Origin of the sequence: Pseudescherichia sp. (genome assembly GCF_032052675.1) — a bacterium.
Classification (GTDB): domain Bacteria; phylum Pseudomonadota; class Gammaproteobacteria; order Enterobacterales; family Enterobacteriaceae; genus Pseudescherichia.
In genome coordinates, this window is record NZ_DAMBWA010000003.1 from 36700 (window position 1) to 62191 (window position 25492).

Below are 25492 nucleotides of genomic sequence, written 5' to 3' on the forward strand. Positions count from 1 at the left end.
TACCGGTAAGTGTAGTGAAGCGAGTTACGCAGGCAGGCTGGTAAAACGCATCAGGCGGGTGGCGGGATTGTTCGCGCGGGTTTGAATATCTGACAGGCCGCGCCATCCCCGCTTCGTATCAAACTCCCAAATCTTCAGGCTTTCAATGGCGGGCGAAACCGCCACGGACCAGATTAGCACGTCCTCCGCGTCGCAGAGCACCTCAATCGGGGCAGACTGTGCCGCACGCAGCTTGCCGGAGCCAGGCAGCAGCTGTAGAAAGCCTGGCGTATCCTGAGTCTGGCTGGCCATCTTCAGCACGCTCTGTCGCAGGGTCACGATCTGTGCCTGAGCCTCGTTGGGATCGGTCTGGTTGTTGATCCACAGCCTTTCGTTGCTGGAGAAAACCTGGTGCTCCTGGGCGTGGGGAGTGTGAAAGCTGCGCGTTGCCCGCTGTAGCGTCATATTCAGACCGCACAGGCCGCTGGTGGTGATTGCGACGCCGACCATGTTCCCGGCATAGGCTAATGAAAAGTGGGGCAGGCTGCGATCGGCAAAGACCGGGCGACCATTGGACTGGATGATGATTTCAGGCAGCTCGCTTAAACCGTAGAGCATAAAAACCAGCTCGGCGAGCAGGGCGCGGGAGGCCAGGTAGCGGGTTCGGTGGTGTTCCGGCAGTGCCCGGGCCCGATCGTGACAGGACGAGGGCAGGCGGACGGAGACCAGCTGTCCATCGGTAAGGATCCCTCTTGCAAAATGTGTCGCCATTTTTCACTCCATGATAATGGTTAGCCCGCTCGCAACGGTAAAAGCAGTATGTCGTATTGTGTGCAGGTTTTAGCACGGAAAAAAGGGGGGACAAAGCACTCTGCGGCACTTTTACAATTCGGGGTAATTCTTAGCTATTTGTTGCCCGGCGGCGCTCCGCTTGCACGGGCCTGGGGTATGGCGCTAACGTGCACGCGCGCTGTTTATCTTTTTTTGATTTTTAATGCTTTATCCAGCACTAAGAGGATGAAAAACGAAACGTTGTGACAGGGCTAGCGAACTGGGGTGTTCTCGTCTCGTTATGATCCGATGCTCACATAAACCTTCGTAATAGGATGAAGGAAAGACGTGTTTTATGAAGGAGCGAGGATTGCGTATTGAAGAAGAGGTATATCTCGATGGATATGAAATGCGTAGAAAGAAATTCGTCTACGATCGTCGAGTACATTATAGCTATGTCTTTGTCGCTGGTAACGAAGTATACACAGTCATCATAGGAAGCCTGAGCGATGAGGCCATTTTTACCCGCATCGGCTACGAAATGCCTGAAAACATTCCTTTTCCTTCTAATGGTATGGCAGAGGTTTATTTCGATATTTATGATGAGATGGACTCTCTCGCCGATTTTCGGCATGTACAGTTTTCCGGGTTAGGCAGTGCAGTTGTTCTTCAGACTGTGGCGCTGACATTAATCGCGCATTTTGAAAAATTTAACGTTGGTGGATTTGTCTTTCAGGCTGCGACAGGTGGAGTGGTAGATATCGGTCGTACAACTTCACTAGAAGAGGTTTATGACTATATGCTTGGGTTAAAAAATGAACCACGCTATAATCGACGTACAGGGCTGCCTAAGAAAGTACCGCGCCCGTTGTTACCAGTCGAGCTGCATGCATACAAACACGTAACCGAAGGGAGAGCTTGCTATGTCGTATTACAATAAACATGTGCATTCTGCGTCACGCCTTCTTGTTACTGATGAGAAAGAGGTAATGCAAGCATTAGTCACAGCCGAGCTGGAAGCTTACAATCTGAACTCAGCGAAAACAGATCTAAAAGAGATTAAAGCAGAGAAAAAACACTCTTCAGCCTCTTTACTACGCCGCAAGCTAAAAGCAACGCTGGTTCGTGAGTTTCAAGACGTTTGATGTAAATAAATCACCGCATCAACACCAGTCAATGCGGGTTAACAACGCTTCACACACCTATCTAAAACGTTACTTCCCAATACAGAAGCTCGAGAAGATCCGTCCTAACAGGTCGTCGGAGGTAAACTCGCCGGTGATCTCGCTCAGGCTCTGCTGGGCCAGGCGTAGCTCTTCTGCCAGCAGCTCGCCCGCCCATGCGCCGAGAAGCTGGGCTTTGCCCTGCTGTAGGTGCTCTGCCGCCACCTCCAGCGCCTGCAGGTGGCGACGACGTGCCAGGAAGCCACCTTCCATCTGCGTATCAAAGCCCATACTCTGCTTAAGATGGTTACGCAGCACGTCAACGCCTTCGCCGGTGTAGGCGGAGAGGCGAACAAGTGAGTGACCATTTACCTCGCTGATACCCAGCATCTCACCGGTGAGATCGGCTTTATTACGTACCACGGTGATCGGCAGCTTCGCGGGCAGACGGGCAATAAAGTCCGGCCAGATCTCCGCCGGATCTACGGCGTCAGTAGTGGTGCCATCGACCATAAACAGCACCCGGTCGGCCTGCTCAATCTCCTGCCAGGCACGCTCAATGCCGATGCGCTCCACCTCGTCGCTGGCATCGCGTAACCCGGCGGTATCGATAATATGCAGCGGCATGCCGTCGATATGAATATGCTCGCGCAGCACGTCGCGGGTAGTACCGGCGATATCGGTCACGATAGCGGCCTCGCGCCCGGCCAGGGCGTTCAGCAGGCTCGATTTCCCGGCGTTCGGGCGACCAGCGATGACCACCTTCATCCCTTCACGCAGCAGGCTGCCCTGGCGCGCTTCCGCCCGTACGGCGTCGAGATCGGTCATCACATTGTTAAGCTGCGCTTCGATTTTACCATCGGAGAGAAAGTCGATCTCCTCGTCAGGGAAGTCAATCGCGGCTTCCACGTAGATTCGCAAGTGAGTAAGTGCTTCCACCAGATGGTTAACGCGGGTGGAGAATGCCCCCTGCAACGAGTTCAGCGCCGAGCGTGCGGCCTGCTCAGAGCTGGCATCGATCAGGTCAGCAATCGCTTCGGCCTGAGCCAGGTCGAGCTTGTCGTTAAGGAATGCACGCTCGGAAAACTCGCCGGGACGGGCGATGCGTAGACCGGGCAGGGTCAGGATGCGCTTTAGCAGCAGGTCGAGGATCACCGGCCCGCCGTGTCCCTGCAGCTCCAGCACGTCCTCACCGGTAAAGGAGTTCGGGCCGGGGAACCAGAGGGCGATACCCTGATCCAGCGCCGTGCCGTCCGCGTCGTTAAACGGCAGGTAGTCGGCGTAGCGCGGTTTAGGCAGCTTGCCGAGTACGGCCTGCGCCACTTCGCGGGCCTTGTGGCCGGAGATACGCAGAATGCCCACACCACCGCGTCCCGGTGGGGTTGCCTGGGCGACGATAGTGTCGTTATGGCTCATGATATGTCTCTATTGTTACCAATAAAAAGGGCGGTCATCTGACCGCCCTCTCTGTACTTTCCTTTGCCGGGTGGCGCTGCGCTAACCCGGCCTACAGCTTACGATTAGGAGCTTTTCTTCTCGCGGCTATGCAGGCCACGCTTCTCCAGACCGCGGTAGATCAGCTGCTGCTGCAGAATGGTCACCAGGTTGCTGACGATATAGTACAGCACCAGACCAGACGGGAACCACAGGAAGAAGACCGTAAAGATGACCGGCATAAAGGTCATGATCTTCTGCTGCATCGGGTCGGTCACGGTGGTCGGCGACATCTTCTGGATGAAGAACATCGTCACGCCCATCAGGATCGGCAGGATGTAGTACGGGTCCTGTGCAGACAGGTCATGGATCCACAGGGCGAACGGCGCATGGCGCAGCTCAATGGAGCCCATCAGCATGTAGTACAGCGCAAGGAAGATAGGCATCTGGATAACCAGCGGTAAGCAGCCGCCCAGCGGGTTAACCTTCTCAGCTTTATACAGAGCCATCATCTCCTGGCTCTGACGCTGTTTATCATCGCCCAGACGCTCACGCATGGCCTGAATCTTCGGCTGCAGCATGCGCATCTTCGCCATCGAGGTGTACTGCGCCTTGGTCAGCGGGTACATGATGCCACGAACGATAAAGGTGATCATGATGATGGAGAAGCCCCAGTTGCCCAGGAAGCTATGGATCCACTTCAGCAGCTTAAACAGCGGCTGAGAGATAAACCACAGCCAGCCGTAGTCAACGGTCAGGTCCAGATGCGGCGCAACGGCAGCCATCTTGTCCTGGATTTCCGGGCCAACCCACAGGGTGCTGGTCAGCGCGGCAGTCTGGCCAGGCTGGACCAGTACCGGTGCAGATTTGTAGCCGATAGCAGCCACGCCGTTGCCCAGGTTGCTGGTGTAGAAGTTGTTCGCGACGTCGCTACGCGGGATCCATGCGGTGGCAAAGTACTGCTGCAGCATGGCGACCCAGCCGCCGTTAGAGGTCACGTTCAGGTTCTCGTTGTCGGCGATAGTATCGAATTTGTATTTTTCGTACTTCTCGTCCGGCGTAGAGTAGGCCGCACCGCGGAAGGTATGCAGCGCAAAGTTGCTGCTGCCGGTATCACGATGGGCTGGCAGATTGATGGACTGCTTCAGCTGGCCAAAGGTGGCGATCTCCAGCGGTTTCGCGCTGCTGTTCGCCACGTTGTAGCCCACGCTCACCGCGTAATCACCGCGTTTCAGGGTGAAGGTTTTGGTGAAGGTATTCCCTGCGGCGTCGGTGTAGGTCAGCGGGATCGCCAGCTCGTTCTGGCCGTCGGCCATGACGAAGGTATCGCTGTTAACGTTATACAGCGGACGCGCGCCGTTTGCCGGGTTATCCGGGCCGTCGCGACCGGTCAGACCGCTCTGTGCCTGGTAGATGAACTCAGGCGTGGTTTCCAGCAGCTGGAAAGGTTCGGTAGACTTCAGCTCTTTCGGGTAGCCCAACAGCAGCGCCTGCTCAACATCACCACCACGGGTGTTGATGGTCAGTTCCAGCACGTCGGTCTTAACGGTAATGAGTTTCCCCTGGCCACTGGCCGGTACGCCCTGGTCTGCGGCACTACCCGCTGCGGTGGTCGTAGTCTGCGTGGTCTGCTGCGTCTGAGGCTGAGGATTTTTATCCTGCTCCCAGGCTTGCCAGATCATGAAAGACACGAACAACAAAGCGATGACAAAAAGATTGCGTTGCGAATCCATCGTTAGTGTTCTCTGGTATTAAAAGGTCCTGGCGGGACGGGGTCGTCGCCACCCGGGTGTAAAGGGTGGCATTTTAATACGCGTTTCACCGTCAACCAACTGCCTTTTATCACTCCGAACCTGCGCAATGCCTCAATTCCATATTGCGAACAGGTCGGGGTGAAACGACAGTGCGGCCCAAGCAGCGGACTGATCAGGCGCTGATAAACCCGAATGAGGGCTATCAGGAGCCGTGAGCCAGGCGACAGTGGCGGCGCCATAGTTTTTCCAACGCTTCCGTGAGAGCACGGTTATCGAGGTCAGCAACCCCCTTCTTCGCCACCACCACGAAATCCATTGCTGGCAGTTCATGCTGGCGTAAGCGGAAGCTTTCACGCGTCAGACGTTTGATCCGGTTGCGTTCATGCGCGCGCTTAACATTTTTCTTGGCGACGGTAAGACCGATACGGGGATGCCCCAGCGAATTCAGGCGGCCGAGGATGGTGATTTGCGGCGTGCCAGCCCGTTGTGGCTGCTGGAAGACGAATGTGAAATGATTGGGAGTTAACAAACGTAACTCCCTGGGAAATGCGAGCTTAACCACTCAGGGTTAGCTTTATTACTTGGAAACGGTCAGACGAGCGCGGCCTTTAGCACGACGACGTGCCAGAACCTGACGACCATTTTTAGTAGCCATACGAGCACGGAAGCCGTGAGAACGGTTGCGCTTCAGTACAGACGGTTGAAAAGTGCGTTTCATGGCGATTTCTACCTAAACTTGAATGAATTCACTGAATTTCGCGTCGGTCCGCTGGGCAGTGCCAACGTCTTACGCCTCAGTGTTGATGATTAAAGAGGCCGGATTGTAATAATTGTACACTCCGGAGTCAATTCTCTTTCCTTATATACCGCCTAAATTCCGCTGTTTTTGCCTGAAAAGTAGACGGCAGTCGACGCAAGAAATCGAGCAGCGCGCGCCGGGTGGAGGATTATACGACCTGAGGGCCAAAGCGCAAGGATCCTTCAGGATCTTCATTAGATCGTTTACGCAAATTTTTATCGATCCTCAGTAATTTTTCCAATATGCGGCCTAAATCGTGCCGCACCGGCATCAGGATCGTTTACACTTAGCCGATTCGGATCGTCCTGTGGATAAATCGTGAAGAATCTGTGAGAAACAGAAGATCTCTTCGGCGGTTTACGTTATGATCCGCGGTCCCGATCCTGCATTCCGGATCCGGATCGGGGCAAAAAACCGCAAATAGCGGTTCGCACGTCACCCTTCAGGGGTCTTTTCGACGTGTGTCTACAATCATTAATTTCAGCTTTCGTCTTTTATTATCGACTTTTGTTCGAGTGGAGTCCGCCGTGTCACTTTCGCTTTGGCAGCAGTGTCTTGCCCGACTGCAGGATGAGTTACCAGCCACAGAATTCAGTATGTGGATCCGCCCATTGCAGGCGGAACTGAGTGACAACACGCTGGCTTTGTATGCGCCAAACCGTTTTGTACTCGATTGGGTCAGGGACAAGTATCTTAATAATATCAACGGACTGCTGAACGAGTTCTGCGGCTCGGATACGCCGCAGCTGCGCTTTGAAGTAGGTACCCGGCCGGTCGCCCATACGCTAAAGGAGCCGGCAAGCGTCGCCGCGCCTGCCCAGGTGGCGGCGGTGCAGATGCCTCGCGTCGCGCCTGCGCCACGTGCGGGCTGGGACAACGTTCCCGCCCCGGCTGAGCCTACCTACCGCTCTAACGTCAACGTTAAACATACATTTGATAACTTCGTCGAAGGTAAATCGAACCAGCTGGCCCGCGCGGCGGCTCGCCAGGTGGCCGATAACCCTGGCGGAGCGTATAACCCACTGTTTCTCTACGGCGGTACGGGTCTCGGTAAGACGCACCTGCTGCACGCGGTGGGTAACGGCATCGTGGCGCGCAAGCCCAATGCTAAAGTGGTCTATATGCACTCCGAGCGCTTTGTGCAGGACATGGTAAAAGCGTTGCAGAACAACGCCATCGAAGAGTTTAAACGCTACTACCGCTCCGTAGACGCCCTGCTGATCGATGACATCCAGTTTTTTGCCAATAAAGAGCGCTCCCAGGAGGAGTTTTTCCACACCTTTAACGCCCTGCTGGAAGGCAACCAACAGATCATTCTCACCTCGGATCGTTATCCAAAAGAGATCAACGGCGTTGAGGATCGTCTGAAGTCGCGCTTTGGCTGGGGGCTGACCGTAGCGATCGAACCGCCGGAGCTCGAAACCCGCGTGGCGATCCTGATGAAAAAGGCTGACGAAAACGACATTCGTCTGCCGGGCGAGGTGGCGTTCTTTATTGCCAAACGTCTACGCTCTAACGTGCGTGAGCTGGAGGGGGCGCTGAACCGCGTCATCGCTAACGCCAACTTTACCGGCCGCGCCATCACCATCGATTTCGTTCGTGAAGCGCTGCGCGATCTGCTGGCGCTCCAGGAAAAACTGGTCACCATCGACAATATTCAAAAGACGGTGGCGGAGTACTACAAAATTAAAGTGGCGGATCTGCTCTCCAAGCGCCGATCCCGCTCGGTAGCGCGCCCGCGCCAGATGGCAATGGCGCTGGCCAAAGAGCTGACCAACCACAGCCTGCCGGAGATCGGCGATGCGTTTGGCGGCCGCGACCATACGACCGTGCTCCACGCCTGCCGTAAAATCGAGCAGCTGCGTGAAGAGAGCCATGATATCAAAGAAGATTTCTCCAATTTAATCCGAACTCTATCGTCGTGATGCTATGAAATTTACCGTTGAACGTGAACACCTATTAAAACCGCTTCAGCAGGTCAGTGGCCCGCTGGGTGGTCGTCCTACGCTGCCGATCCTGGGCAACCTGCTGCTGCAGGTGGCTGATGGCGCGCTCTCCCTTACCGGCACCGATCTGGAGATGGAGATGGTCGCCCGCGTTGCGCTGGCCCAGCCGCATGAACCCGGCGCAACCACCGTCCCGGCGCGCAAATTCTTCGATATTTGCCGTGGCCTGCCGGAAGGCGCAGAGATTGCCGTGCAGCTGGAGGGCGATCGGATGCTGGTGCGCTCCGGGCGCAGCCGTTTCTCGCTGTCGACTTTGCCGGCAGCGGATTTCCCTAACCTCGACGACTGGCAGAGCGAAGTAGAGTTCACCCTGCCGCAGGCGACCATGAAGCGTCTGATCGAGGCGACCCAGTTCTCGATGGCCCATCAGGACGTACGCTACTACCTTAACGGGATGCTGTTTGAAACCGAAGGCGAAGAGCTGCGCACCGTGGCGACCGACGGCCACCGTCTGGCGGTCTGTTCTATGCCGGTTGGGCAGTCGCTGCCGAACCATTCGGTGATCGTGCCGCGTAAAGGCGTGATTGAGCTGATGCGTATGCTCGACGGCGGTGAAACACCGCTGCGCGTGCAGATCGGCAGCAACAATATCCGTGCACACGTGGGCGACTTTATCTTCACCTCCAAGCTGGTGGACGGTCGCTTCCCGGACTACCGCCGCGTGCTGCCGAAGAACCCGGATAAGCATCTCGATGCTGGCTGCGATATCCTCAAACAGGCTTTCGCCCGCGCGGCCATTCTCTCTAACGAGAAGTTCCGCGGCGTGCGCCTCTACGTCAGCGAAAACCAGCTCAAGATCACCGCGAACAACCCAGAGCAGGAAGAGGCCGAAGAGATCCTCGACGTCACCTATGCCGGGACGGAGATGGAGATCGGCTTTAACGTCAGCTACGTGCTGGACGTGCTCAACGCGCTGAAGTGCGAAAACGTACGTATTCTGCTGACGGACTCCGTGTCGAGCGTGCAGATTGAAGATGCGGCCAGCCAAAGTGCGGCTTACGTTGTTATGCCAATGAGACTGTAATGTCGCTCTCCCGCCTGTTGATCCGCGACTTTCGCAATATCGAAAGCGCGGATCTTGCTCTCTCCCCCGGCTTTAACTTCCTGGTTGGCGCTAACGGCAGCGGCAAGACCAGCGTACTGGAAGCGATCTATACGCTCGGCCACGGTCGGGCGTTTCGCAGTTTGCAGGTGGGTCGCGTTATTCGCCACGAGCAGGAGTCATTTATCCTGCACGGTCGCTTGCAGGGCGAGGAGCGTGAGACCTCCATCGGCCTGACCAAAGATAAGCACGGGGACAGCACCGTGCGCATTGACGGCACCGACGGCCACAAGGTGGCAGAGCTGGCGCTGCTGATGCCGATGCAGCTGATTACGCCCGAGGGGTTTACTTTACTCAACGGCGGCCCCAAATACAGGAGAGCCTTCCTCGATTGGGGATGCTTCCATAACGAGGCCGGGTTCTTCACCGCCTGGAGCAACCTCAAGCGGCTTCTGAAGCAGCGCAACGCCGCCCTGCGCCAGGTGACGCAATATGCCCAGCTTCGTGCGTGGGACAAGGAGCTGATCCCGCTGGCGGAGCAGATCAGCCGCTGGCGAGCCGAGTACAGCACCGCCATCGCCCAGGACATGGCGGACACCTGTAAGCAGTTCCTGCCGGAGTTCTCCCTGAGCTTCTCTTTCCAGCGCGGCTGGGAGAAAGAGGCCGACTACGGCGAGGTGCTGGCGCGCAGTTTTGAGCGCGACAGGGCGCTAACCTACACCGCCCACGGCCCGCATAAGGCCGATTTTCGCATTCGTGCCGACGGCGCGCCGGTAGAAGATACTCTCTCCCGTGGGCAGCTTAAGCTGCTGATGTGCGCCCTGCGCCTGGCGCAGGGGGAGTTCCTGACCCGCGAGAGCGGGCGGCGCTGTTTGTACCTCATAGATGATTTTGCCTCAGAGCTTGATGACACGCGGCGCGCGCTGCTGGCCAGCCGCTTAAAAGCCACCCAGTCACAGGTCTTTGTCAGCGCGATTAGCGCTGAACACGTAATGGACATGTCGGACAAAAATTCGAAGATGTTCACCGTGGAAAAGGGTAAAATAGCAGACTAATCCAAGACAAATTGAGCGAGAAACGTTGATGTCGAATTCTTATGACTCCTCCAGTATCAAAGTCCTGAAAGGGCTGGATGCGGTGCGTAAGCGCCCGGGTATGTATATCGGCGACACGGATGACGGTACCGGCCTGCACCATATGGTATTTGAGGTGGTAGATAACGCTATCGACGAGGCGCTCGCGGGTCACTGTAAAGATATCGTCGTGACGATCCACGCCGATAACTCCGTGTCGGTCTCGGATGATGGCCGTGGGATCCCTACCGGTATTCACCCGGAAGAGGGCGTCTCCGCCGCTGAAGTTATTATGACCGTGCTGCACGCAGGCGGTAAATTCGATGATAACTCCTATAAAGTGTCCGGCGGCCTGCATGGCGTGGGCGTCTCCGTGGTTAACGCCCTGTCGCAAAAGCTTGAGCTGCTGATCCGCCGCGAAGGCAAAGTGCACCAGCAGACCTACGTGCATGGTGTGCCGCAGGCACCGCTGGCAGTGACCGGCGATACTGACGTCACCGGTACCGTGGTGCGTTTCTGGCCTAGCCTGGAGACCTTCACCAACGTCACCGAATTCGAATACGATATCCTGGCCAAGCGCCTGCGCGAGCTGTCGTTCCTGAACTCCGGCGTCTCTATTCGCCTGGTGGATAAGCGCGACGGTAAAGAGGATCACTTCCACTATGAAGGTGGTATCAAGGCGTTTGTTGAGTACCTCAACAAGAACAAAACGCCGATCCATCCGAGCATCTTCTACTTCTCTACCGAAAAAGACGGTATTGGCGTGGAAGTGGCTCTGCAGTGGAACGACGGCTTCCAGGAGAACATCTACTGCTTTACCAACAACATTCCGCAGCGCGACGGGGGTACCCACCTTGCGGGCTTCCGTGCGGCGATGACCCGTACTCTGAACGCCTACATGGACAAAGAGGGCTACAGCAAGAAAGCCAAGGTCAGCGCCACCGGTGATGACGCCCGTGAAGGCCTGATTGCCGTGGTCTCCGTGAAGGTGCCGGATCCGAAGTTCTCCTCCCAGACTAAAGACAAGCTGGTCTCCTCTGAGGTGAAATCGGCGGTTGAACAGCAGATGAACGAACTGCTGTCCGAGTACCTGCTGGAAAATCCGTCCGATGCCAAAATCGTGGTGGGTAAAATTATCGACGCGGCCCGCGCCCGTGAAGCGGCACGCCGTGCCCGTGAGATGACCCGCCGTAAAGGCGCGCTGGATCTCGCAGGCCTGCCGGGCAAGCTGGCGGACTGTCAGGAGCGCGACCCGGCCCACTCCGAACTCTACCTGGTGGAAGGGGACTCGGCGGGCGGCTCGGCGAAGCAGGGCCGTAACCGTAAGAATCAGGCTATTCTGCCGCTGAAGGGTAAGATCCTTAACGTCGAGAAGGCCCGTTTCGACAAGATGCTGGCCTCTCAGGAAGTGGCGACGCTGATCACCGCTCTGGGCTGCGGCATTGGCCGTGACGAGTACAACCCGGACAAGCTGCGCTATCACAGCATCATCATCATGACCGATGCGGACGTCGATGGCTCGCACATCCGTACGCTGCTGCTGACCTTCTTCTATCGCCAGATGCCGGAGATCATCGAGCGCGGTCACGTGTACATTGCTCAGCCACCGCTCTACAAGGTGAAAAAGGGCAAGCAGGAGCAGTACATTAAAGATGACGACGCGATGGATCAGTACCAGATCTCCATCGCGCTGGATGGCGCTACCCTGCACACCACCGAAGGCGCGCCCGCGCTGGCCGGTGAGGCGCTGGAGAAGATGGTCTCTGAGTACAACGCCACGCAGAAAATGATTAACCGCATGGAGCGTCGTTTCCCGCGTGCGCTGCTGAAAGAGCTTGTCTACCAGCCGACGCTGGAAGAGGCCGATCTCACAGACGAAGCAAAAGTGACCCGCTGGGTCTCTGCGCTGATTACCACGCTGAACGAAAACGACGTGCACGGCAGCACCTGGAAGTACGACATCCGTGAAGACGCTGAGCTGAAACAGTTCGAACCAGTTATTCGCGTCCGTACTCACGGTGTGGATACCGACTATCCGCTGGATCGTGAGTTTATTATCGGTGGTGAGTATCGTCGTCTGTGCACGCTGGGTGAGAAGCTGCGCGGCCTGATCGAAGAGGATGCCTTCATCGAACGTGGCGAACGCCGCCAGCCGATTGCCAGCTTTGAGCAGGCGCTGGAGTGGCTGGTGAAAGAGTCCCGTCGTGGCCTGGCTATTCAGCGCTATAAAGGGCTGGGCGAGATGAACCCGGAGCAGCTGTGGGAAACCACGATGGATCCGGAGAGCCGCCGCATGCTGCGCGTGACCGTGAAGGATGCGATCGCAGCTGACCAGCTCTTCACCACCCTGATGGGCGACGCCGTTGAACCGCGTCGTGCATTTATCGAAGAGAACGCCCTGAAAGCGGCGAATATCGATATCTAATCGGTTTGTTCCCCGGCGGCGCGACGCTTGCCGGGGCTACCACGCCTGTAAATGGGGAATATACCGCCCCGCTTCTGTCCCCCTTTTCCCTCTTCGCGCTTACTGTCTTTTGAGCAGAATCACGCTAGCATAAGAGTTAACTCTTTTACGCTGGGGAACTCATGGCTATCAAACTCATTGCAATCGACATGGACGGCACCTTGCTGCTGCCGGACCATACCATTTCACCTGCCGTTAAAAATGCGATTGCCGCCGCGCGTGAGCGTGGGGTTAACGTTGTGCTGACTACCGGGCGTCCTTACGCGGGCGTGCACAGCTACCTGAAAGAGCTGCATATGGACAGGCCGGGTGACTACTGCATTACCTATAACGGCGCGCTGGTGCAGAAAGCCAGCGACGGCAGCACCGTGGCGCAGACCCCGCTCAGCTACGATGACTACCGCTACCTTGAGCAGCTCTCCCGCGAGGTGGGCTCCCACTTCCACGCGCTCGACCGTAACACCCTCTATACTGCTAACCGCGACATCAGCTACTACACGGTGCACGAATCCTACGTCGCGACCATTCCGCTGGTATTCTGCGAAGCCGAGAAGATGGATCCAGCCATCCAGCTGCTGAAGGTGATGATGATTGATGAGCCGGCCATCCTCGACCAGGCAATAGCCCGCATTCCGGCGGAGGTAAAAGAGAAGTACACGGTGCTGAAAAGCGCGCCTTACTTCCTTGAAATTCTCGATAAAAGCGTCACTAAAGGCACCGGCGTGAAATCGCTGGCCGATGCGCTGAACATCAAGCCGGAAGAGGTGATGGCGATTGGCGATCAGGAGAATGACATCGCCATGCTGGAGTATGCCGGTATGGGCGTCGCTATGGACAATGCTATTCCGTCGGTAAAAGAGGTCGCCAACTTCGTGACCAAAACCAATCTTGAAGACGGCGTGGCTTACGCTATCGAGAAGTTTGTCCTGAATTAAATTTTGCTTATCCCGCCCGTCATCAACCCGCACACCGCTGCGGGTTTTTTATTGCCCCCGTTTTTTCACATTTTATTTACCTGTTGTCGTTTTTGTGATCTGGATTGTAGTACAACACAAAGTGATTGTACTACTATCAACTCACGGTACGGCGAACGACTCGCATATTTGTACTTCAATAGTGCGGACTTTTACGCCGGTAAGGATAAAGTAATGGTAAAGCCTCTTCTTAAAGGATCTGACATGACCATTACAAAAACGGACCGCATCATCGCCACCCTTGGGCGGCAGATTGTCAGCGGCAAATACGTCCCTGGTGCAGGTCTGCCTTCCGAGACCGACCTGTGTGAAGAGTTTGAAACCTCGCGCAACATCATCCGGGAGGTCTTCCGCTCCCTGATGGCGAAGCGGCTGATTGAGATGAAGCGCTATCGCGGGGCGTTTGTGGCGGCACGCAACCAGTGGAACTACCTCGATACCGAGGTGTTGCAGTGGGTGTTGGAGAACGACTACGACCCCCGGCTCATCAGCGCGATGAGCGAGGTGCGTAACCTGGTAGAGCCGGCCATTGCCCGCTGGGCGGCCGAGCGGGCCACCTCCAGCGATCTGGCGCAGATTGAGGCGGCGCTCAACGACATGATCGCCAATAACCAGAACCGGGAAGCGTTCAACGAGGCGGATATCCGCTATCACGACGCCGTGCTGCAGTCGGTGCATAACCCGGTGCTCCAGCAGCTAACGGTAGCGATTGGCTCCCTGCAGCGGGCGGTATTTGAACAGACCTGGCGCGGTGACGAGGCCAACATGCCGAAAACGCTTCAGGAACATAAGGCGCTGTTTGATGCGATCCGGCATCAGGACGGCGATGCAGCAGAGCAGGCGGCGCTGACTATGATCGCCAGCTCAACCCAAAGGCTGAAGGAAATAACATGACATCACGCTATATCGCCATCGACTGGGGCTCCACCAATCTTCGCGCCTGGCACTATCAGGGCGATCAATGCCTTGAAAGCAGGCAGTCTGAAGCAGGCGTAACCCGCCTGAACGGACGCACCTTCGAGGCGGTATTAGCGCAGATCACCGAGGGCTGGGATCGGGAAAATACCCCCGTGGTGATGGCGGGCATGGTCGGCAGCAATGCCGGCTGGGTTAACGTCCCCTATCTGCCTTGCCCGGCCCGCTTTGACGACATAGGCCAGCAGATCACCGCCGTTGCCGACAACATCTGGATCGTTCCCGGCCTCTGCGTCAACCGGGAAGATAACCACAATGTGATGCGCGGCGAAGAGACCCAGCTGCTCGGCGCGCGCGATCTCCAGCCTGCCCAGGTTTACGTCATGCCCGGTACCCACTGCAAATGGGTGCTGGCAGATAGCGAGCAGGTAAGTGATTTCCGTACCGTGATGACCGGCGAGCTGCACCACGTGCTGCTCAACCATACGCTGGTGGGTGCGGGCCTGCCTGAGCAGATTGCCTCTCCGGACGCCTTTACCGCCGGTTTAACCCGCGGTCTCGACTCCCCGGATCTGCTGCCTCGCCTGTTTGAAGTGCGCGCTTCCCACGTGCTCGGCCGGCTTGCGCGTGAAGAGGTAAGCGAATTTCTTTCCGGCCTGCTGATTGGCAGCGAAGTGGCGAGTATGAAAGCCTGGCTCGCGCCGCAGCAGACCATCACTCTCGTCGCCAACCCATCGCTGACCGCGCGCTATCAGCAGACTTTTTCCCTGCTGGGCCACGAAACACAGACCTTACGCGGCGACGACGCATTTCAGGCAGGTATAAGGAGCATCGCTCATGCAGTGGCAAAATAAACTCCCGCTGATCGCAATTCTGCGCGGCATCACGCCGGAAGAGGCGCACGCCCACGTGGCGGCGGTGATCGAGGCCGGGTTCGAAGCGGTCGAGATTCCGCTCAACTCACCCCGCTGGGAAGAGAGCATTCCGGCGATGGTGAAAGCCTTTGGCGACAAAGCGTTAATTGGCGCGGGCACGGTATTAAAGCCCGAGCAGGTCGATACGCTCGCCGAAATGGGCTGCACTCTGCTGGTGACCCCCAATATCAATCCGGAAATTATCCGCCGGGCGGTGGCGTACGGCATGGCGGTCAGCCCTGGCTGTGCGACCGCAACCGAAGCCTTTACGGCAATTGAGGCCGGTGCCCAGTCGCTGAAAATATTCCCTTCTTCCGCGTTTGGTCCGGACTACATCAAAGCGCTGAAGGCCGTGCTTCCGCCGGAGATCCCGGTGTTCGCCGTGGGCGGCGTCACGCCGGAAAACCTGGCACAGTGGATCAAGGCAGGCTGTGCCGGTGCCGGCCTGGGCAGCGATCTCTACCGTGCCGGGCAAACCGTGGAGCGCACCGCACAGCAGGCAGCCGCATTTGTAAAAGCGTATCGAGAGGCAGTGCAATGAAAATTACTAAATTAACCACCTACCGTTTACCCCCGCGCTGGATGTTCCTGAAAATCGAGACCGACGAAGGCGTAGTGGGCTGGGGTGAACCGGTGATCGAAGGCCGGGCGCGTACCGTTGAAGCGGCCGTTCACGAGCTGGGCGAATACCTGATTGGTCAGGATCCCGCCCGCATCAACGACCTGTGGCAGGTGATGTACCGCGCGGGCTTCTACCGTGGCGGCCCGATCCTGATGAGCGCCATCGCCGGTATTGATCAGGCGCTCTGGGACATTAAAGGTAAAGTACTGAACGCCCCGGTCTGGCAGCTGATGGGTGGCCTGGTACGCGATAAAATTAAGGCCTACAGCTGGGTGGGCGGCGATCGTCCGGCGGAAGCTATCGCGGGCATTACTAAACTGCGCGAAATTGGCTTCGATACCTTTAAATTAAACGGCTGCGAAGAGTTATCGATTATTGATGATTTCCGCAAAGTGGAAGCCGCTGTGAATACCGCCGCGCAGATCCGCGAAGCCTTTGGCAATGAAATTGAATTTGGCCTCGATTTCCACGGCCGCGTTAGTGCGCCGATGGCGAAAATATTAATTAAAGAGCTGGAGCCGTACCGCCCGCTGTTTATTGAAGAGCCGGTGCTGGCCGAGCAGGCGGAATACTATCCGAAGCTGGCTGCGCAAACCCATATTCCGATTGCCGCCGGGGAGCGTATGTTCTCACGCTTCGAGTTTAAGCGCGTGCTGGAAGCGGGCGGCCTGGCCATTCTTCAGCCCGATCTCTCCCACGCCGGGGGCATCACCGAGTGCTACAAAATCGCCGGCATGGCGGAAGCGTACGACGTGGCGCTGGCCCCGCACTGCCCGCTTGGCCCGATTGCGCTGGCGGCCTGCCTGCATGTGGACTTCGTCTCCCACAACGCGGTGTTCCAGGAGCAGAGCATGGGTATTCACTACAACCAGGGCGCGGAGCTGCTCGACTTTGTGAAAAACAAAGAGGACTTCAACATGGAAGGCGGCTTCTTCAAACCGCTGATGAAGCCAGGCCTGGGCGTAGAGATTGACGAAGAGCAGGTTATTGCTCGCAGTAAAGACGTGACCGACTGGCGTAACCCGCTGTGGCGTCACGAAGATGGCTCTGTAGCGGAGTGGTAATCACCACCCCGTAGGCCCGGTAAGCGCAGCGCCACCGGGCAAATATTTAAATATAACAAACACACCCTCTGTAATTTACAGGGCATGGTGAGCGGCCTCGCTATGCCCAAAATCTGGAGACAGATTACGATGGATATTTCAGTTAATGCTGCAAAACCCGGACGTCGTCGTTATCTGACGCTGTTCATGATTTTTGTTACCGTAGTGATTTGCTACGTTGACCGCGCCAACCTTGCGGTGGCGTCAGCCCATATTCAGGAAGAGTTTGGAATCACCAAAGCGGAGATGGGCTACGTTTTCTCTGCCTTCGCGTGGCTCTACACCCTGTGCCAGATCCCAGGCGGCTGGTTCCTTGATCGCGTTGGCTCGCGCCTGACCTATTTTATCGCCATCATGGGCTGGTCAGTAGCAACCCTGTTCCAGGGCTTTGCGACCGGTTTAATGTCGCTGATTGGCCTGCGTGCGATCACCGGCGTGTTTGAAGCCCCGGCATTCCCAACCAATAACCGGATGGTGACCAGCTGGTTCCCGGAGCATGAACGTGCCTCAGCGGTGGGCTTTTACACCTCCGGACAGTTTGTGGGCCTGGCGTTCCTGACGCCGATGCTGATCTGGATCCAGGAGATGCTGAGCTGGCACTGGGTGTTTATCATCACCGGTGGGGTGGGCATTGTCTGGTCACTGATCTGGATTAAAGTCTATCAGCCGCCGCGCCTGACCAAAGGTATTAGCACTGCGGAACTGGACTACATTCGCGACGGCGGCGGGCTGGTGGATGGCGATGCCCCGGTTAAAAAAGAGGCGCGTCAGCCTCTGAGCAAAGCGGACTGGAAGCTGGTATTCAACCGTAAACTGGTAGGCGTCTATCTTGGTCAGTTCGCCGTGACTTCAACCCTGTGGTTCTTCCTCACCTGGTTCCCGAACTACCTGACCCAGGAGAAGGGGATCACCGCGCTGAAGGCCGGCTTTATGACCACTGTACCGTTCCTTGCCGCTTTCTTTGGGGTGCTGCTCTCCGGCTGGCTGGCGGATAAGCTGGTGAAAAAGGGCTTCTCCCTCGGCGCGGCGCGTAAAACGCCAATCATCTGTGGGCTGCTGATCTCTACCTGCATTATGGGAGCCAACTATACCAACGATCCGGTGTGGATTATGACCCTGATGGCGATTGCGTTCTTCGGCAACGGCTTTGCGTCTATTACCTGGTCGCTGGTCTCCTCCCTTGCGCCGATGCGTCTGATTGGCCTGACCGGCGGCGTGTTTAACTTTGTTGGCGGCCTGGGTGGCATCACCGTGCCGCTGGTGGTGGGCTATCTGGCGCAGGGTTACGGTTTTGCTCCGGCGCTGGTCTATATCTCTGCCGTGGCGCTGCTCGGTGCGCTCTCCTACATCCTGCTGGTGGGTGAGGTGAAACGCGTAGGCTAAACCCCCGCAATGCTATACCCTGATGCGACATCTGCGCATCAGGGTATTCTCATGAAACAAATCACCTTCGCTCCCCGTCATCATCAGCTTACCAATATCAATACCTGGACGCCCGACAGCCAGTGGCTGGTGTTCGATGTGCGTCCCTCGGGGGCCTCTTTTACCGGTAAAACCATTGAGCGCGTCAACGTGGAGACCGGTGTGGTAGAGACACTCTACACTGCGACTCAGGGTGCGCACGTTGGGGTGGTGACCGTTCATCCCAGCGAAGAGAAGTACGTCTTTATCCACGGGCCACAGGATCCGGATGAGAGCTGGCAGTACGACTTTCACCATCGCCAGGGCGTTATTGCGCAAAACGGCAAGGTGAGCAACCTCGATGCGTTGGATATTACCGAACCCTATACGCCCGGTGCGCTGCGCGGCGGCAGCCACGTGCATGTCTTCAGTCCGGACGGCGATAAGGTCAGCTTTACCTATAACGATCATGTGCTGCACGAGCGTGACCCAGGGCTGGATCTACGCAACGTTGGGGTTGCCGTGCCCTTTGGCCCGGTCACGCCTGCGGGCAACCATCCGCGAGAGTATGCCGGCAGCCACTGGTGCGTGCTGGTAAGCCGCACGACGCCAACGCCTACGCCCGGCAGCGATGAGATCAACCGCGCCTATGAAGAGGGCTGGGTCGGTAATAACAGACTGGCTTTTATTGGCGATACGCTGGCGCTGAGCGGGGAAAAGGTGCCAGAGCTGTTTATCGTCGACCTGCCCGCTGATGAGCAGGGCTGGAAGCAGGCGGGAGATACCCCGCTGGCCGGCACGCCAGACACGATGCCGTCGCCGCCAGCGGGCGTGCAGCAGCGGCGTCTTACCTTTACCCATCAGCATCGCTATCCGGGGCTGGTCAATGTGCCGCGCCACTGGGTGCGCAGCAACCCGCAGGGCACCGAGATTGCCTTTTTAATGCGTGATGATGCAGGGGTGGTGCAGCTCTGGCTGATTGCCGCTGCGGGCGGCGAGCCGCGCCAGCTAACCCATAACGCTACGGACATCCAGTCGGCGTTTAACTGGCACCCCTCCGGCGCGGCGCTTGGCTTTGTGCTGGAGAATCGACTGGCCCTGTGCGATAGCGCGACCGGAGCGATCGTGTTTTTAACCGATGATAACCCTGAGCATCAGCCCTCGGCCGATGCCGTGGTCTTCTCGCCGGATGGTAAGATGATCGCATGGATGGCCGCGGCCGCAGGCTTTCGCCAGCTCTGGATGGCAGACACCGGCCTGTAATCCGGCAGATCGAATTTAAGGCGCGGGCATAGCCGCAGGGGGAATAACGGAGTTGGTTGCCAGGTTGGCCTCCTCCGCTTTCTCAACGCGTGATTTTACCGAGCTGTCTTTACGGAACATATCCCAGGGCAGCAGCAGCGTATCGGCCACGGCGGTAAACGGCATATCCAGCACCACAAATGATTTCACTGCCAGGTTCGCGTCATCATCCATCAGCATTTTTGAGCTGGCGCGCGTGCCGGGGTAGAGCCCCTCTTTGCCGCCGGTGTGCGACATTACGCTGGAACAGCCGCCCAGCATCACCACGCCGCTGACAATCGCCACTTTTAACAGAACATTTTTCATGATGGTTTTTTTCTTATCATCGTGCACTCCTTGCTTATAGCGACCCTTAAGGGAAATGAATAGCTTTCGTGTGCCGCTCTGTGGTGGCACTCGCAATTTAACGTTAAGTGTCGTAACCCAGTCTAAGCACTGAGTGAGAAAGTGCAAAAAAAAGTCAGACTTTCGCCCTTGAAAATTTTCCCGCTGCACCCATTTTTACAACGTAGCCGGAAGAACATGCCTGCGGGGTGTTCTGGTTTTAAGAGCCTGTCCGTAGTGGAAGGTTCAAAAATTTCTCGCTGATTTCAGGAGCTTATTGTATGCGTAACTTCGATCTCTCTCCGCTTTACCGTTCTGCTATTGGTTTTGACCGTCTGTTTAACCTATTGGAAAACAATCAGAGCCAGAGTAACGGCGGCTATCCTCCGTACAACGTTGAACTCGTTGACGAAAACCACTATCGCATTGCGATTGCCGTGGCCGGCTTTGCCGAAAGCGAACTGGAGATCACCGCTCAGGACAACCTGCTGGTGGTGAAAGGCGCTCGCGCAACCGAGCAGAAAGAGCGTAGCTATCTCTATCAGGGCATCGCCGAACGTAACTTCGAACGTAAATTCCAGATCGCGGAGAACATTCACGTTCGCGGCGCGAACCTGGTCAACGGCCTGCTGTTTATCGAACTGGAACGTGTGATCCCAGAAGAGAAAAAACCGCGCCGTATCGAAATTAACTAATTTCCCGGGTCGCAACGGCGGCCCAGATTACACCTTGCTCGCCGTCAGGGGGCAGATGCGCGTCACACGATGCGTAGAACATTTCTTGCTTCAAAGAAGGAGAAACACCATGCGTAACTACGATTTATCCCCGCTGCTGCGTCAATGGATCGGTTTTGACAAACTGGCCAACGCCCTGCAAAACGCCAGCGAAGGCCAGACCTTCCCGCCCTATAACATCGAGAAGAGCGACGATAACCACTATCGCATTACCCTTGCGCTGGCTGGTTTCCGTCAGGACGATCTGGAGATCCAGCTGGAAGGCACGCGCCTCAGCGTCAAAGGCACGCCGGAAAAACCGGCCAACGAGCCGAAGTGGCTGCATCAGGGGCTGGTGATCCAGCCGTTCAGCCTGAGCTTTACTCTGGCGGACCATATGGAGGTCTCCGGTGCCACTTTCAATAATGGGCTGCTGCATATCGACATCAGCCGCAACGTGCCGGAAGCGATTGCTCCCCAGCGCATCGCTATTAGCGAGCGCCCGGCGCTGAATAGTTGATGGCTGTGTGTCCGGCGGCGCTGCGCTTGCTCGAGCCTACATGACTTGTAGGTCAGGTAAGACACAGCCCCTATCCAATACCACTAATGGACCGTACAACGCCCTGCCCCGGCAGGGCTTTTTTGCGCCATCGCCTATGCAATCGCATCCACCTTTGACAAGCTTGGGCTGGTGCTCAGCGCTGACATGCTGCAGTTCATCCAGGCGTTTGGCCTGATCGTCTTTGTGTATACGGTTGGTATTCAGGTTAGGCCAACATCTCACTCTCTACTCACGGCACTGTTCTGGGGGATAAACTACTAATTCTTCTGGGTGGATGCGTCGTAGATGGTAGTCCACTTGGTAATCACTGGTATTACGGAACATCACAGAATAATTCAGGAACTCGCCACTGTCGCTGTAAGAAAGGGAAGTGATCCGCAGCAGCGGCGTCTGTTCCGGTAGTTTCATATAACTTGCCAGCTGTTTATCCGCCAACACCGGCGTCAGGCTTTCATAATTGCCGCTGATGGTGATCCCGCACTCCTTCTCAATGTAATCAAACTTTGACCCCTCAAGATGGGCCAGCGAAAGGTTGCGAAACAGTTTTACGGGCATAAAGCTGTCCTCCAACATTAGCGGTTTTCCATCCACATAACGCACCCGGCGCGAAAAGTAGATCCGCTCATCCACTTGGATCCGCAGTTGGCTGGCAATGGCGGGAGGAGCGGGCATCACTTCAAACAGTAGTACCTTGCTTTGCACCTCCTTTCCCTGCTGGCGTAGCACCTCCATCAGTCCGGTGAGATTAGTCGTTTCATGGTGGACATCTTTGCGTGATACAAATGTTCCACTGCCGTGACGACGCTCAACCAGTCCCCAACTCACCAGCAGGCTCAGCGCCTTACGGATGGTCATTCGCGCCACCCCAAACTCCTGCGCCAGGGCTTTCTCTCCGGGTAGCATGCTGCCGATATTGTAGTCCGATGAATTCAGCCGTAGCCGCAATCTATCGGCAATAGATTTGTAGATCACTGATAGACCTCTATGCGCTTACAAAGGCGTGGATAACGTCTTCACATGTCCATATTTACAATGAAAAGTAGACCTGATTGGTCAAATTAAAACCATGAATGGGATCACGAATCGCAGCGGTATGCCATGTTAGCGAACCAGTAAGTTCTTATGCTCACTTCAGGCCAGTAAAAAATCATAAAGGCCTCTATCCCCTACAGGTTGTTTCATGAGGATTTAAAAATGCTCAGTCAAATACAACGTTTTGGCGGTGCCATGTTTACCCCGGTATTACTGTTTCCGTTTGCCGGGATCGTGGTGGGAATCGCTATCATGCTTCGTAATCCCCTTTTCGTGGGCGAAGTCTTAACTGCTCCCGATAATCTGTTCGCGCAAATTATTCACATTATTGAAGAGGGCGGTTGGGCCGTGTTCCGCAATATGCCGCTGATTTTTGCCGTGGGCTTACCGATTGGCCTGGCGAAGCAGGCTCAAGGCCGCGCCTGCCTGGCGGTGCTGATTAGCTTCCTGACCTGGAACTATTTTATTAACGCGATGGGGATGACCTGGGGTCATTTTTTTGGCGTCGACTTCTCTGCTGAACCTACTGCCGGAAGCGGGCTGGCAATGATAGCCGGTATTAAAACGCTTGATACCAGCATTATTGGGGCGATTGTCATTTCGGGGATCGTCACCGCCATCCATAACCGCTATTTTGACAAGCCGCTGCCGGTCTTCCTGGGTATTTTCCAGGGCACCTCGTTTGTTGTTATCCTCGCGTTCTTTGTGATGATCCCCTGCGCCTGGTTAACGCTGCTGGGCTGGCCAAAAGTGCAGATGGGCATTGAGTCTCTGCAGGCCTTTTTACGCACCGCCGGGGCGCTGGGAGTATGGGTGTATACCTTCCTGGAGCGCATTCTGATCCCTACCGGGCTACACCACTTTGTTTATGGTCCGTTCATCTTCGGCCCGGCGGCGGTAGAAGGTGGCATTCAGATGTATTGGGCGCAGCACCTGCAGGAATTTAGCCAGAGCAGCGAGCCGCTAAAAACCCTGTTCCCGGAAGGCGGTTTTGCCCTGCACGGTAACTCTAAAGTGTTTGGCTCAGTCGGGATTGCGCTGGCGCTGTGGTACACCGCGTCCCCGGAAAACCGCGTCAAGGTGGCGGGCCTGCTGATCCCGGCTACGCTCACCGCCGTACTGGTAGGCATCACCGAGCCGCTGGAGTTCACCTTTCTATTCATCTCGCCGCTGCTGTTTGCCGTGCATGCTGTGCTGGCGGCGACTATGGCGACAATGATGTACATCTTCGGTGTGGTGGGAAATATGGGCGGCGGATTGTTAGACCAATTTTTGCCGCAAAACTGGATCCCGATGTTCCATAACCACGCCTCGATGATATTCACCCAGATCGGTATTGGTGTCTGCTTTACCAGCCTCTACTTCGTGATCTTCAAGACTTTGATTGAACGCCTGAACCTGAAAACGCCAGGCCGTGAAGAGAGCGAACTAAAACTCTATAGCAAGGCAGACTACAAAGCCGCACGTGGCCAAACCACCGCGCCAGCTGCAGCCAGTCAGCAGGCCGGGCAGGCCGCCGGATTCTTACAGGCGCTCGGTGGGGCTGCCAATATCGAAAGCATTAACAACTGCGCTACCCGCTTACGCATTGCCCTTGTGGACATGGCGCATACCCAAAGCGACGACGTCTTTAAAGCCCTGGGCGCACACGGGGTGGTACGACGCGGCAACGGCATACAGGTAATTGTTGGTCTGCATGTCCCTCAGGTGCGCGACCAGCTTGAATCCCTAATGAAAACCCCTTTAACGAACGAAAAAACTACCCTGACAGAGGCTATATCATGAAAAAATTCTCAGTTGTCATTGCAGGCGGCGGCAGTACCTTCACCCCAGGTATCGTCCTGATGTTATTAGCCAACCGTGACCGTTTCCCGCTGCGCGCTCTGAAGTTCTATGACAACGATGGCGCACGTCAGGAGATCATTGCCGAGGCCTGCAAAATCATCCTCAAGGAGCAAGCTCCGGATGTCGAGTTTAGCTACACTACCGATCCGAAAGCGGCCTTTACCGATGTGGATTTCGTGATGGCACATATTCGCGTGGGCAAATATCCGATGCGCGAAAAAGATGAAAAAATTCCGCTGCGTCATGGCGTGCTGGGCCAGGAAACCTGCGGTCCGGGCGGGATCTCTTACGGCATGCGCTCTATTGGCGGTGTGCTGGAGCTGGTAGATTATATGGAGCAGTACTCCCCTAATGCGTGGATGCTTAACTACTCCAATCCGGCAGCGATTGTCGCGGAAGCGACCCGCCGCCTGCGGCCGAACGCCAAAATCCTCAATATCTGTGATATGCCGATCGGTATTGAAGGACGTATGGCAAAGATTGTCGGCCTTAAAGACCGCAAAGAGATGCGCGTGCGCTACTACGGTCTGAACCACTTCGGTTGGTGGACATCGATTGAAGATCTGAACGGAAACGATTTGATGCCCAAACTTCGCGAGTACGTCGCCAAAAACGGCTATGTGCCGCCTTCAGAAGGAGCATATACCGAAGCAAGCTGGAACGACACATTCGCCAAGGCGAAAGATGTGCAGGCGCTTGATCCGGACACAATGCCGAATACTTACCTGAAATATTACTTTTTCCCGGACTATGTGGTGGCACACTCGAACCCGGAGCGTACCCGCGCCAACGAAGTGATGGATCACCGCGAGAAGCATGTGTTTACGTCCTGTCAGGCGATTATCGAAGCGGGTAAATCTTCCGCTGGTGAACTTGAAATTGACGAACATGCATCCTACATCGTCGATCTGGCTACCGCGATTGCCTTCAATACTCAAGAACGCATGTTGCTGATTGTGCCAAACAACGGTGCTATCCATAACTTTGATGCCGACGCGATGGTTGAGATCCCATGCCTGGTGGGCCATAACGGACCGGAGCCATTAAACGTGGGTGACATCCCTCACTTCCAGAAAGGACTGATGAGCCAGCAGGTGGCGGTCGAAAAACTGGTTGTCGATGCTTGGGAGCAGCGCTCTTACCAGAAACTCTGGCAGGCGATCACACTTTCCAAAACGGTGCCAAGCGCATCAGTTGCCAAAGCTATTTTGGATGACCTGATCGAAGCCAACAAAGAGTACTGGCCAGAACTGCATTAATCTTCCCGACCGGCATCATCCGATGCCGGTCTCCTTGTCCT

General features: G+C 56.2%; 25 protein-coding genes, 1 pseudogene and 1 other annotated feature. Of the genes and pseudogenes, 18 read left to right on the plus strand and 8 right to left on the minus strand.

From position 1 onward, the window contains the following. Positions 1-24: 24 nt before the first annotated feature. Positions 25-750, minus strand: coding sequence for a hypothetical protein (locus RTX96_RS04995; RefSeq protein ID WP_312670374.1), 726 nt, complete (start codon positions 748-750; stop codon positions 25-27). A 370-nt stretch (positions 751-1120) separates the two neighbouring features. Here RTX96_RS04995 and RTX96_RS05000 point away from each other — a divergent pair, with 370 nt between their 5' ends. Then, positions 1121-1690: a hypothetical protein gene (locus RTX96_RS05000; RefSeq protein WP_312670375.1), complete on the plus strand. Its 570-nt coding sequence runs from the start codon at positions 1121-1123 to the stop codon at positions 1688-1690. After that, positions 1674-1895, plus strand: coding sequence for a hypothetical protein (locus RTX96_RS05005; protein ID WP_141092965.1), 222 nt, complete (start codon positions 1674-1676; stop codon positions 1893-1895). Before RTX96_RS05000 ends, RTX96_RS05005 begins: the two co-directional genes overlap by 17 nt. Positions 1896-1964: 69 nt before the next feature. Here RTX96_RS05005 and mnmE read toward each other — a convergent pair whose 3' ends face one another. The 5 genes from mnmE to rpmH all read right to left on the minus strand — a co-directional run bounded on the left by mnmE (position 1965) and on the right by rpmH (position 5819). After that, positions 1965-3329 carry a tRNA uridine-5-carboxymethylaminomethyl(34) synthesis GTPase MnmE gene (mnmE, locus tag RTX96_RS05010; protein WP_312670376.1) on the minus strand — a complete coding sequence of 455 codons (1365 nt, stop codon included), beginning with the start codon at positions 3327-3329 and terminating at the stop codon, positions 1965-1967. A 104-nt stretch (positions 3330-3433) separates the two neighbouring features. Then, the gene (gene yidC, locus RTX96_RS05015) at positions 3434-5080 is read right to left on the minus strand and encodes a membrane protein insertase YidC (protein WP_103820575.1); all 1647 of its coding nucleotides are present in this window, start codon (positions 5078-5080) and stop codon (positions 3434-3436) included. Between the two features lie 2 nt (positions 5081-5082). Then, the gene (gene yidD, locus RTX96_RS05020) at positions 5083-5340 is read right to left on the minus strand and encodes a membrane protein insertion efficiency factor YidD (protein ID WP_015966614.1); all 258 of its coding nucleotides are present in this window, start codon (positions 5338-5340) and stop codon (positions 5083-5085) included. Beyond that, positions 5304-5663: a ribonuclease P protein component gene (gene rnpA, locus RTX96_RS05025; RefSeq protein ID WP_042393473.1), complete on the minus strand. Its 360-nt coding sequence runs from the start codon at positions 5661-5663 to the stop codon at positions 5304-5306. Before rnpA ends, yidD begins: the two co-directional genes overlap by 37 nt. 15 nt (positions 5664-5678) lie before the next feature. Further along, complete coding sequence (gene rpmH / locus RTX96_RS05030) at positions 5679-5819, minus strand: 50S ribosomal protein L34 (RefSeq protein WP_000831330.1); 141 nt, start codon at positions 5817-5819, stop codon at positions 5679-5681. Positions 5820-6427: 608 nt separating this feature from the next. On the opposite strand from rpmH, the gene dnaA reads away from it, so the two are divergent. The 11 genes from dnaA to RTX96_RS05085 all read left to right on the plus strand — a co-directional run bounded on the left by dnaA (position 6428) and on the right by RTX96_RS05085 (position 19677). Next, entirely contained in the window at positions 6428-7825 is a 1398-nt protein-coding gene (gene dnaA, locus RTX96_RS05035) for a chromosomal replication initiator protein DnaA (RefSeq protein ID WP_103820573.1), read from the plus strand. Between the two features lie 4 nt (positions 7826-7829). After that, complete coding sequence (gene dnaN, locus RTX96_RS05040; protein WP_103820572.1) at positions 7830-8930, plus strand: DNA polymerase III subunit beta; 1101 nt, start codon at positions 7830-7832, stop codon at positions 8928-8930. Continuing rightward, positions 8930-10003, plus strand: a complete 1074-nt coding sequence (recF, locus tag RTX96_RS05045; protein ID WP_103820571.1) for a DNA replication/repair protein RecF — start codon at positions 8930-8932, stop codon at positions 10001-10003. Before dnaN ends, recF begins: the two co-directional genes overlap by 1 nt. A 28-nt stretch (positions 10004-10031) precedes the next feature. Next, on the plus strand, positions 10032-12446 hold the full coding sequence (gene gyrB, locus RTX96_RS05050; protein WP_312670378.1) for a DNA topoisomerase (ATP-hydrolyzing) subunit B: 2415 nt from the start codon (positions 10032-10034) through the stop codon (positions 12444-12446). Positions 12447-12607: 161 nt separating this feature from the next. Beyond that, positions 12608-13420 (plus strand): sugar-phosphatase, encoded by an 813-nt coding sequence (gene yidA, locus RTX96_RS05055; protein ID WP_103820569.1) that lies wholly within the window; start codon positions 12608-12610, stop codon positions 13418-13420. 243 nt (positions 13421-13663) lie between these two features. Beyond that, a complete protein-coding gene (gene dgoR, locus RTX96_RS05060; RefSeq protein ID WP_103820568.1) occupies positions 13664-14353 on the plus strand; it encodes a D-galactonate utilization transcriptional regulator DgoR in 690 nt (229 codons plus the stop codon). Then, complete coding sequence (locus RTX96_RS05065; RefSeq protein WP_312670379.1) at positions 14350-15228, plus strand: 2-dehydro-3-deoxygalactonokinase; 879 nt, start codon at positions 14350-14352, stop codon at positions 15226-15228. The genes dgoR and RTX96_RS05065 overlap by 4 nt, the downstream gene beginning before the upstream one ends. Beyond that, entirely contained in the window at positions 15212-15829 is a 618-nt protein-coding gene (locus RTX96_RS05070; RefSeq protein ID WP_312670381.1) for a 2-dehydro-3-deoxy-6-phosphogalactonate aldolase, read from the plus strand. Before RTX96_RS05065 ends, RTX96_RS05070 begins: the two co-directional genes overlap by 17 nt. Beyond that, positions 15826-16974 carry a galactonate dehydratase gene (dgoD, locus tag RTX96_RS05075; protein WP_103820565.1) on the plus strand — a complete coding sequence of 383 codons (1149 nt, stop codon included), beginning with the start codon at positions 15826-15828 and terminating at the stop codon, positions 16972-16974. Before RTX96_RS05070 ends, dgoD begins: the two co-directional genes overlap by 4 nt. Before the next feature lie 84 nt (positions 16975-17058). Beyond that, on the plus strand, positions 17059-18396 hold the full coding sequence (locus tag RTX96_RS05080; protein WP_181016633.1) for an MFS transporter: 1338 nt from the start codon (positions 17059-17061) through the stop codon (positions 18394-18396). Positions 18397-18447: 51 nt separating this feature from the next. Next, the gene (locus RTX96_RS05085; RefSeq protein ID WP_312670383.1) at positions 18448-19677 is read left to right on the plus strand and encodes a DUF3748 domain-containing protein; all 1230 of its coding nucleotides are present in this window, start codon (positions 18448-18450) and stop codon (positions 19675-19677) included. Positions 19678-19692: 15 nt separating this feature from the next. Here the strand turns inward: RTX96_RS05085 and RTX96_RS05090 are convergent, their stop codons facing one another. Continuing rightward, the gene (locus RTX96_RS05090; protein WP_103820619.1) at positions 19693-20022 is read right to left on the minus strand and encodes a YceK/YidQ family lipoprotein; all 330 of its coding nucleotides are present in this window, start codon (positions 20020-20022) and stop codon (positions 19693-19695) included. 231 nt (positions 20023-20253) lie between these two features. Continuing rightward, positions 20254-20328, plus strand: a sequence feature (ROSE (Repression Of Heat Shock gene Expression) occurs in the 5'-region of heat shock genes and acts as an RNA thermometer to modulate expression.). On the opposite strand from RTX96_RS05090, the gene ibpA reads away from it, so the two are divergent. The 3 genes and pseudogenes from ibpA to RTX96_RS05105 all read left to right on the plus strand — a co-directional run. Continuing rightward, positions 20322-20735, plus strand: coding sequence for a small heat shock chaperone IbpA (gene ibpA, locus RTX96_RS05095; protein WP_042393452.1), 414 nt, complete (start codon positions 20322-20324; stop codon positions 20733-20735). It overlaps the preceding feature by 7 nt. Before the next feature lie 109 nt (positions 20736-20844). After that, positions 20845-21273, plus strand: coding sequence for a small heat shock chaperone IbpB (gene ibpB, locus RTX96_RS05100; RefSeq protein WP_103820562.1), 429 nt, complete (start codon positions 20845-20847; stop codon positions 21271-21273). Positions 21274-21429: 156 nt separating this feature from the next. Beyond that, positions 21430-21528 (plus strand): annotated as a pseudogene (locus RTX96_RS05105) (hypothetical protein); the annotation flags it as partial. 12 nt (positions 21529-21540) lie between these two features. Here the strand turns inward: RTX96_RS05105 and RTX96_RS05110 are convergent. Beyond that, the gene (locus RTX96_RS05110) at positions 21541-22287 is read right to left on the minus strand and encodes a GntR family transcriptional regulator (protein ID WP_103820561.1); all 747 of its coding nucleotides are present in this window, start codon (positions 22285-22287) and stop codon (positions 21541-21543) included. A gap of 222 nt (positions 22288-22509) precedes the next feature. On the opposite strand from RTX96_RS05110, the gene RTX96_RS05115 reads away from it, so the two are divergent. Next, positions 22510-24132 carry an alpha-glucoside-specific PTS transporter subunit IIBC gene (locus tag RTX96_RS05115; protein WP_103820560.1) on the plus strand — a complete coding sequence of 541 codons (1623 nt, stop codon included), beginning with the start codon at positions 22510-22512 and terminating at the stop codon, positions 24130-24132. Further along, positions 24129-25451: a 6-phospho-alpha-glucosidase gene (locus tag RTX96_RS05120; RefSeq protein ID WP_103820559.1), complete on the plus strand. Its 1323-nt coding sequence runs from the start codon at positions 24129-24131 to the stop codon at positions 25449-25451. The genes RTX96_RS05115 and RTX96_RS05120 overlap by 4 nt, the downstream gene beginning before the upstream one ends. The last annotated feature ends 41 nt before the right edge of the window (positions 25452-25492 follow it).

What these genes read in the sequence shown, in the direction of transcription:
- RTX96_RS04995 (WP_312670374.1), bottom strand. Translation starts at nt 750, where the DNA reads ATGGCGACACATTTTGCAAGAGGGATCCTTACCGATGGACAGCTGGTC.
- RTX96_RS05005 (WP_141092965.1), top strand. Translation starts at nt 1,674, where the DNA reads ATGTCGTATTACAATAAACATGTGCATTCTGCGTCACGCCTTCTTGTT.
- mnmE (WP_312670376.1), bottom strand. Translation starts at nt 3,329, where the DNA reads ATGAGCCATAACGACACTATCGTCGCCCAGGCAACCCCACCGGGACGC.
- yidC (WP_103820575.1), bottom strand. Translation starts at nt 5,080, where the DNA reads ATGGATTCGCAACGCAATCTTTTTGTCATCGCTTTGTTGTTCGTGTCT.
- yidD (WP_015966614.1), bottom strand. Translation starts at nt 5,340, where the DNA reads ATGGCGCCGCCACTGTCGCCTGGCTCACGGCTCCTGATAGCCCTCATT.
- rpmH (WP_000831330.1), bottom strand. Translation starts at nt 5,819, where the DNA reads ATGAAACGCACTTTTCAACCGTCTGTACTGAAGCGCAACCGTTCTCAC.
- dnaN (WP_103820572.1), top strand. Translation starts at nt 7,830, where the DNA reads ATGAAATTTACCGTTGAACGTGAACACCTATTAAAACCGCTTCAGCAG.
- recF (WP_103820571.1), top strand. Translation starts at nt 8,930, where the DNA reads ATGTCGCTCTCCCGCCTGTTGATCCGCGACTTTCGCAATATCGAAAGC.
- gyrB (WP_312670378.1), top strand. Translation starts at nt 10,032, where the DNA reads ATGTCGAATTCTTATGACTCCTCCAGTATCAAAGTCCTGAAAGGGCTG.
- yidA (WP_103820569.1), top strand. Translation starts at nt 12,608, where the DNA reads ATGGCTATCAAACTCATTGCAATCGACATGGACGGCACCTTGCTGCTG.
- dgoR (WP_103820568.1), top strand. Translation starts at nt 13,664, where the DNA reads ATGACCATTACAAAAACGGACCGCATCATCGCCACCCTTGGGCGGCAG.
- RTX96_RS05065 (WP_312670379.1), top strand. Translation starts at nt 14,350, where the DNA reads ATGACATCACGCTATATCGCCATCGACTGGGGCTCCACCAATCTTCGC.
- RTX96_RS05070 (WP_312670381.1), top strand. Translation starts at nt 15,212, where the DNA reads ATGCAGTGGCAAAATAAACTCCCGCTGATCGCAATTCTGCGCGGCATC.
- dgoD (WP_103820565.1), top strand. Translation starts at nt 15,826, where the DNA reads ATGAAAATTACTAAATTAACCACCTACCGTTTACCCCCGCGCTGGATG.
- RTX96_RS05080 (WP_181016633.1), top strand. Translation starts at nt 17,059, where the DNA reads ATGGTGAGCGGCCTCGCTATGCCCAAAATCTGGAGACAGATTACGATG.
- RTX96_RS05085 (WP_312670383.1), top strand. Translation starts at nt 18,448, where the DNA reads ATGAAACAAATCACCTTCGCTCCCCGTCATCATCAGCTTACCAATATC.
- RTX96_RS05090 (WP_103820619.1), bottom strand. Translation starts at nt 20,022, where the DNA reads ATGAAAAATGTTCTGTTAAAAGTGGCGATTGTCAGCGGCGTGGTGATG.
- ibpA (WP_042393452.1), top strand. Translation starts at nt 20,322, where the DNA reads ATGCGTAACTTCGATCTCTCTCCGCTTTACCGTTCTGCTATTGGTTTT.
- ibpB (WP_103820562.1), top strand. Translation starts at nt 20,845, where the DNA reads ATGCGTAACTACGATTTATCCCCGCTGCTGCGTCAATGGATCGGTTTT.
- RTX96_RS05115 (WP_103820560.1), top strand. Translation starts at nt 22,510, where the DNA reads ATGCTCAGTCAAATACAACGTTTTGGCGGTGCCATGTTTACCCCGGTA.
- RTX96_RS05120 (WP_103820559.1), top strand. Translation starts at nt 24,129, where the DNA reads ATGAAAAAATTCTCAGTTGTCATTGCAGGCGGCGGCAGTACCTTCACC.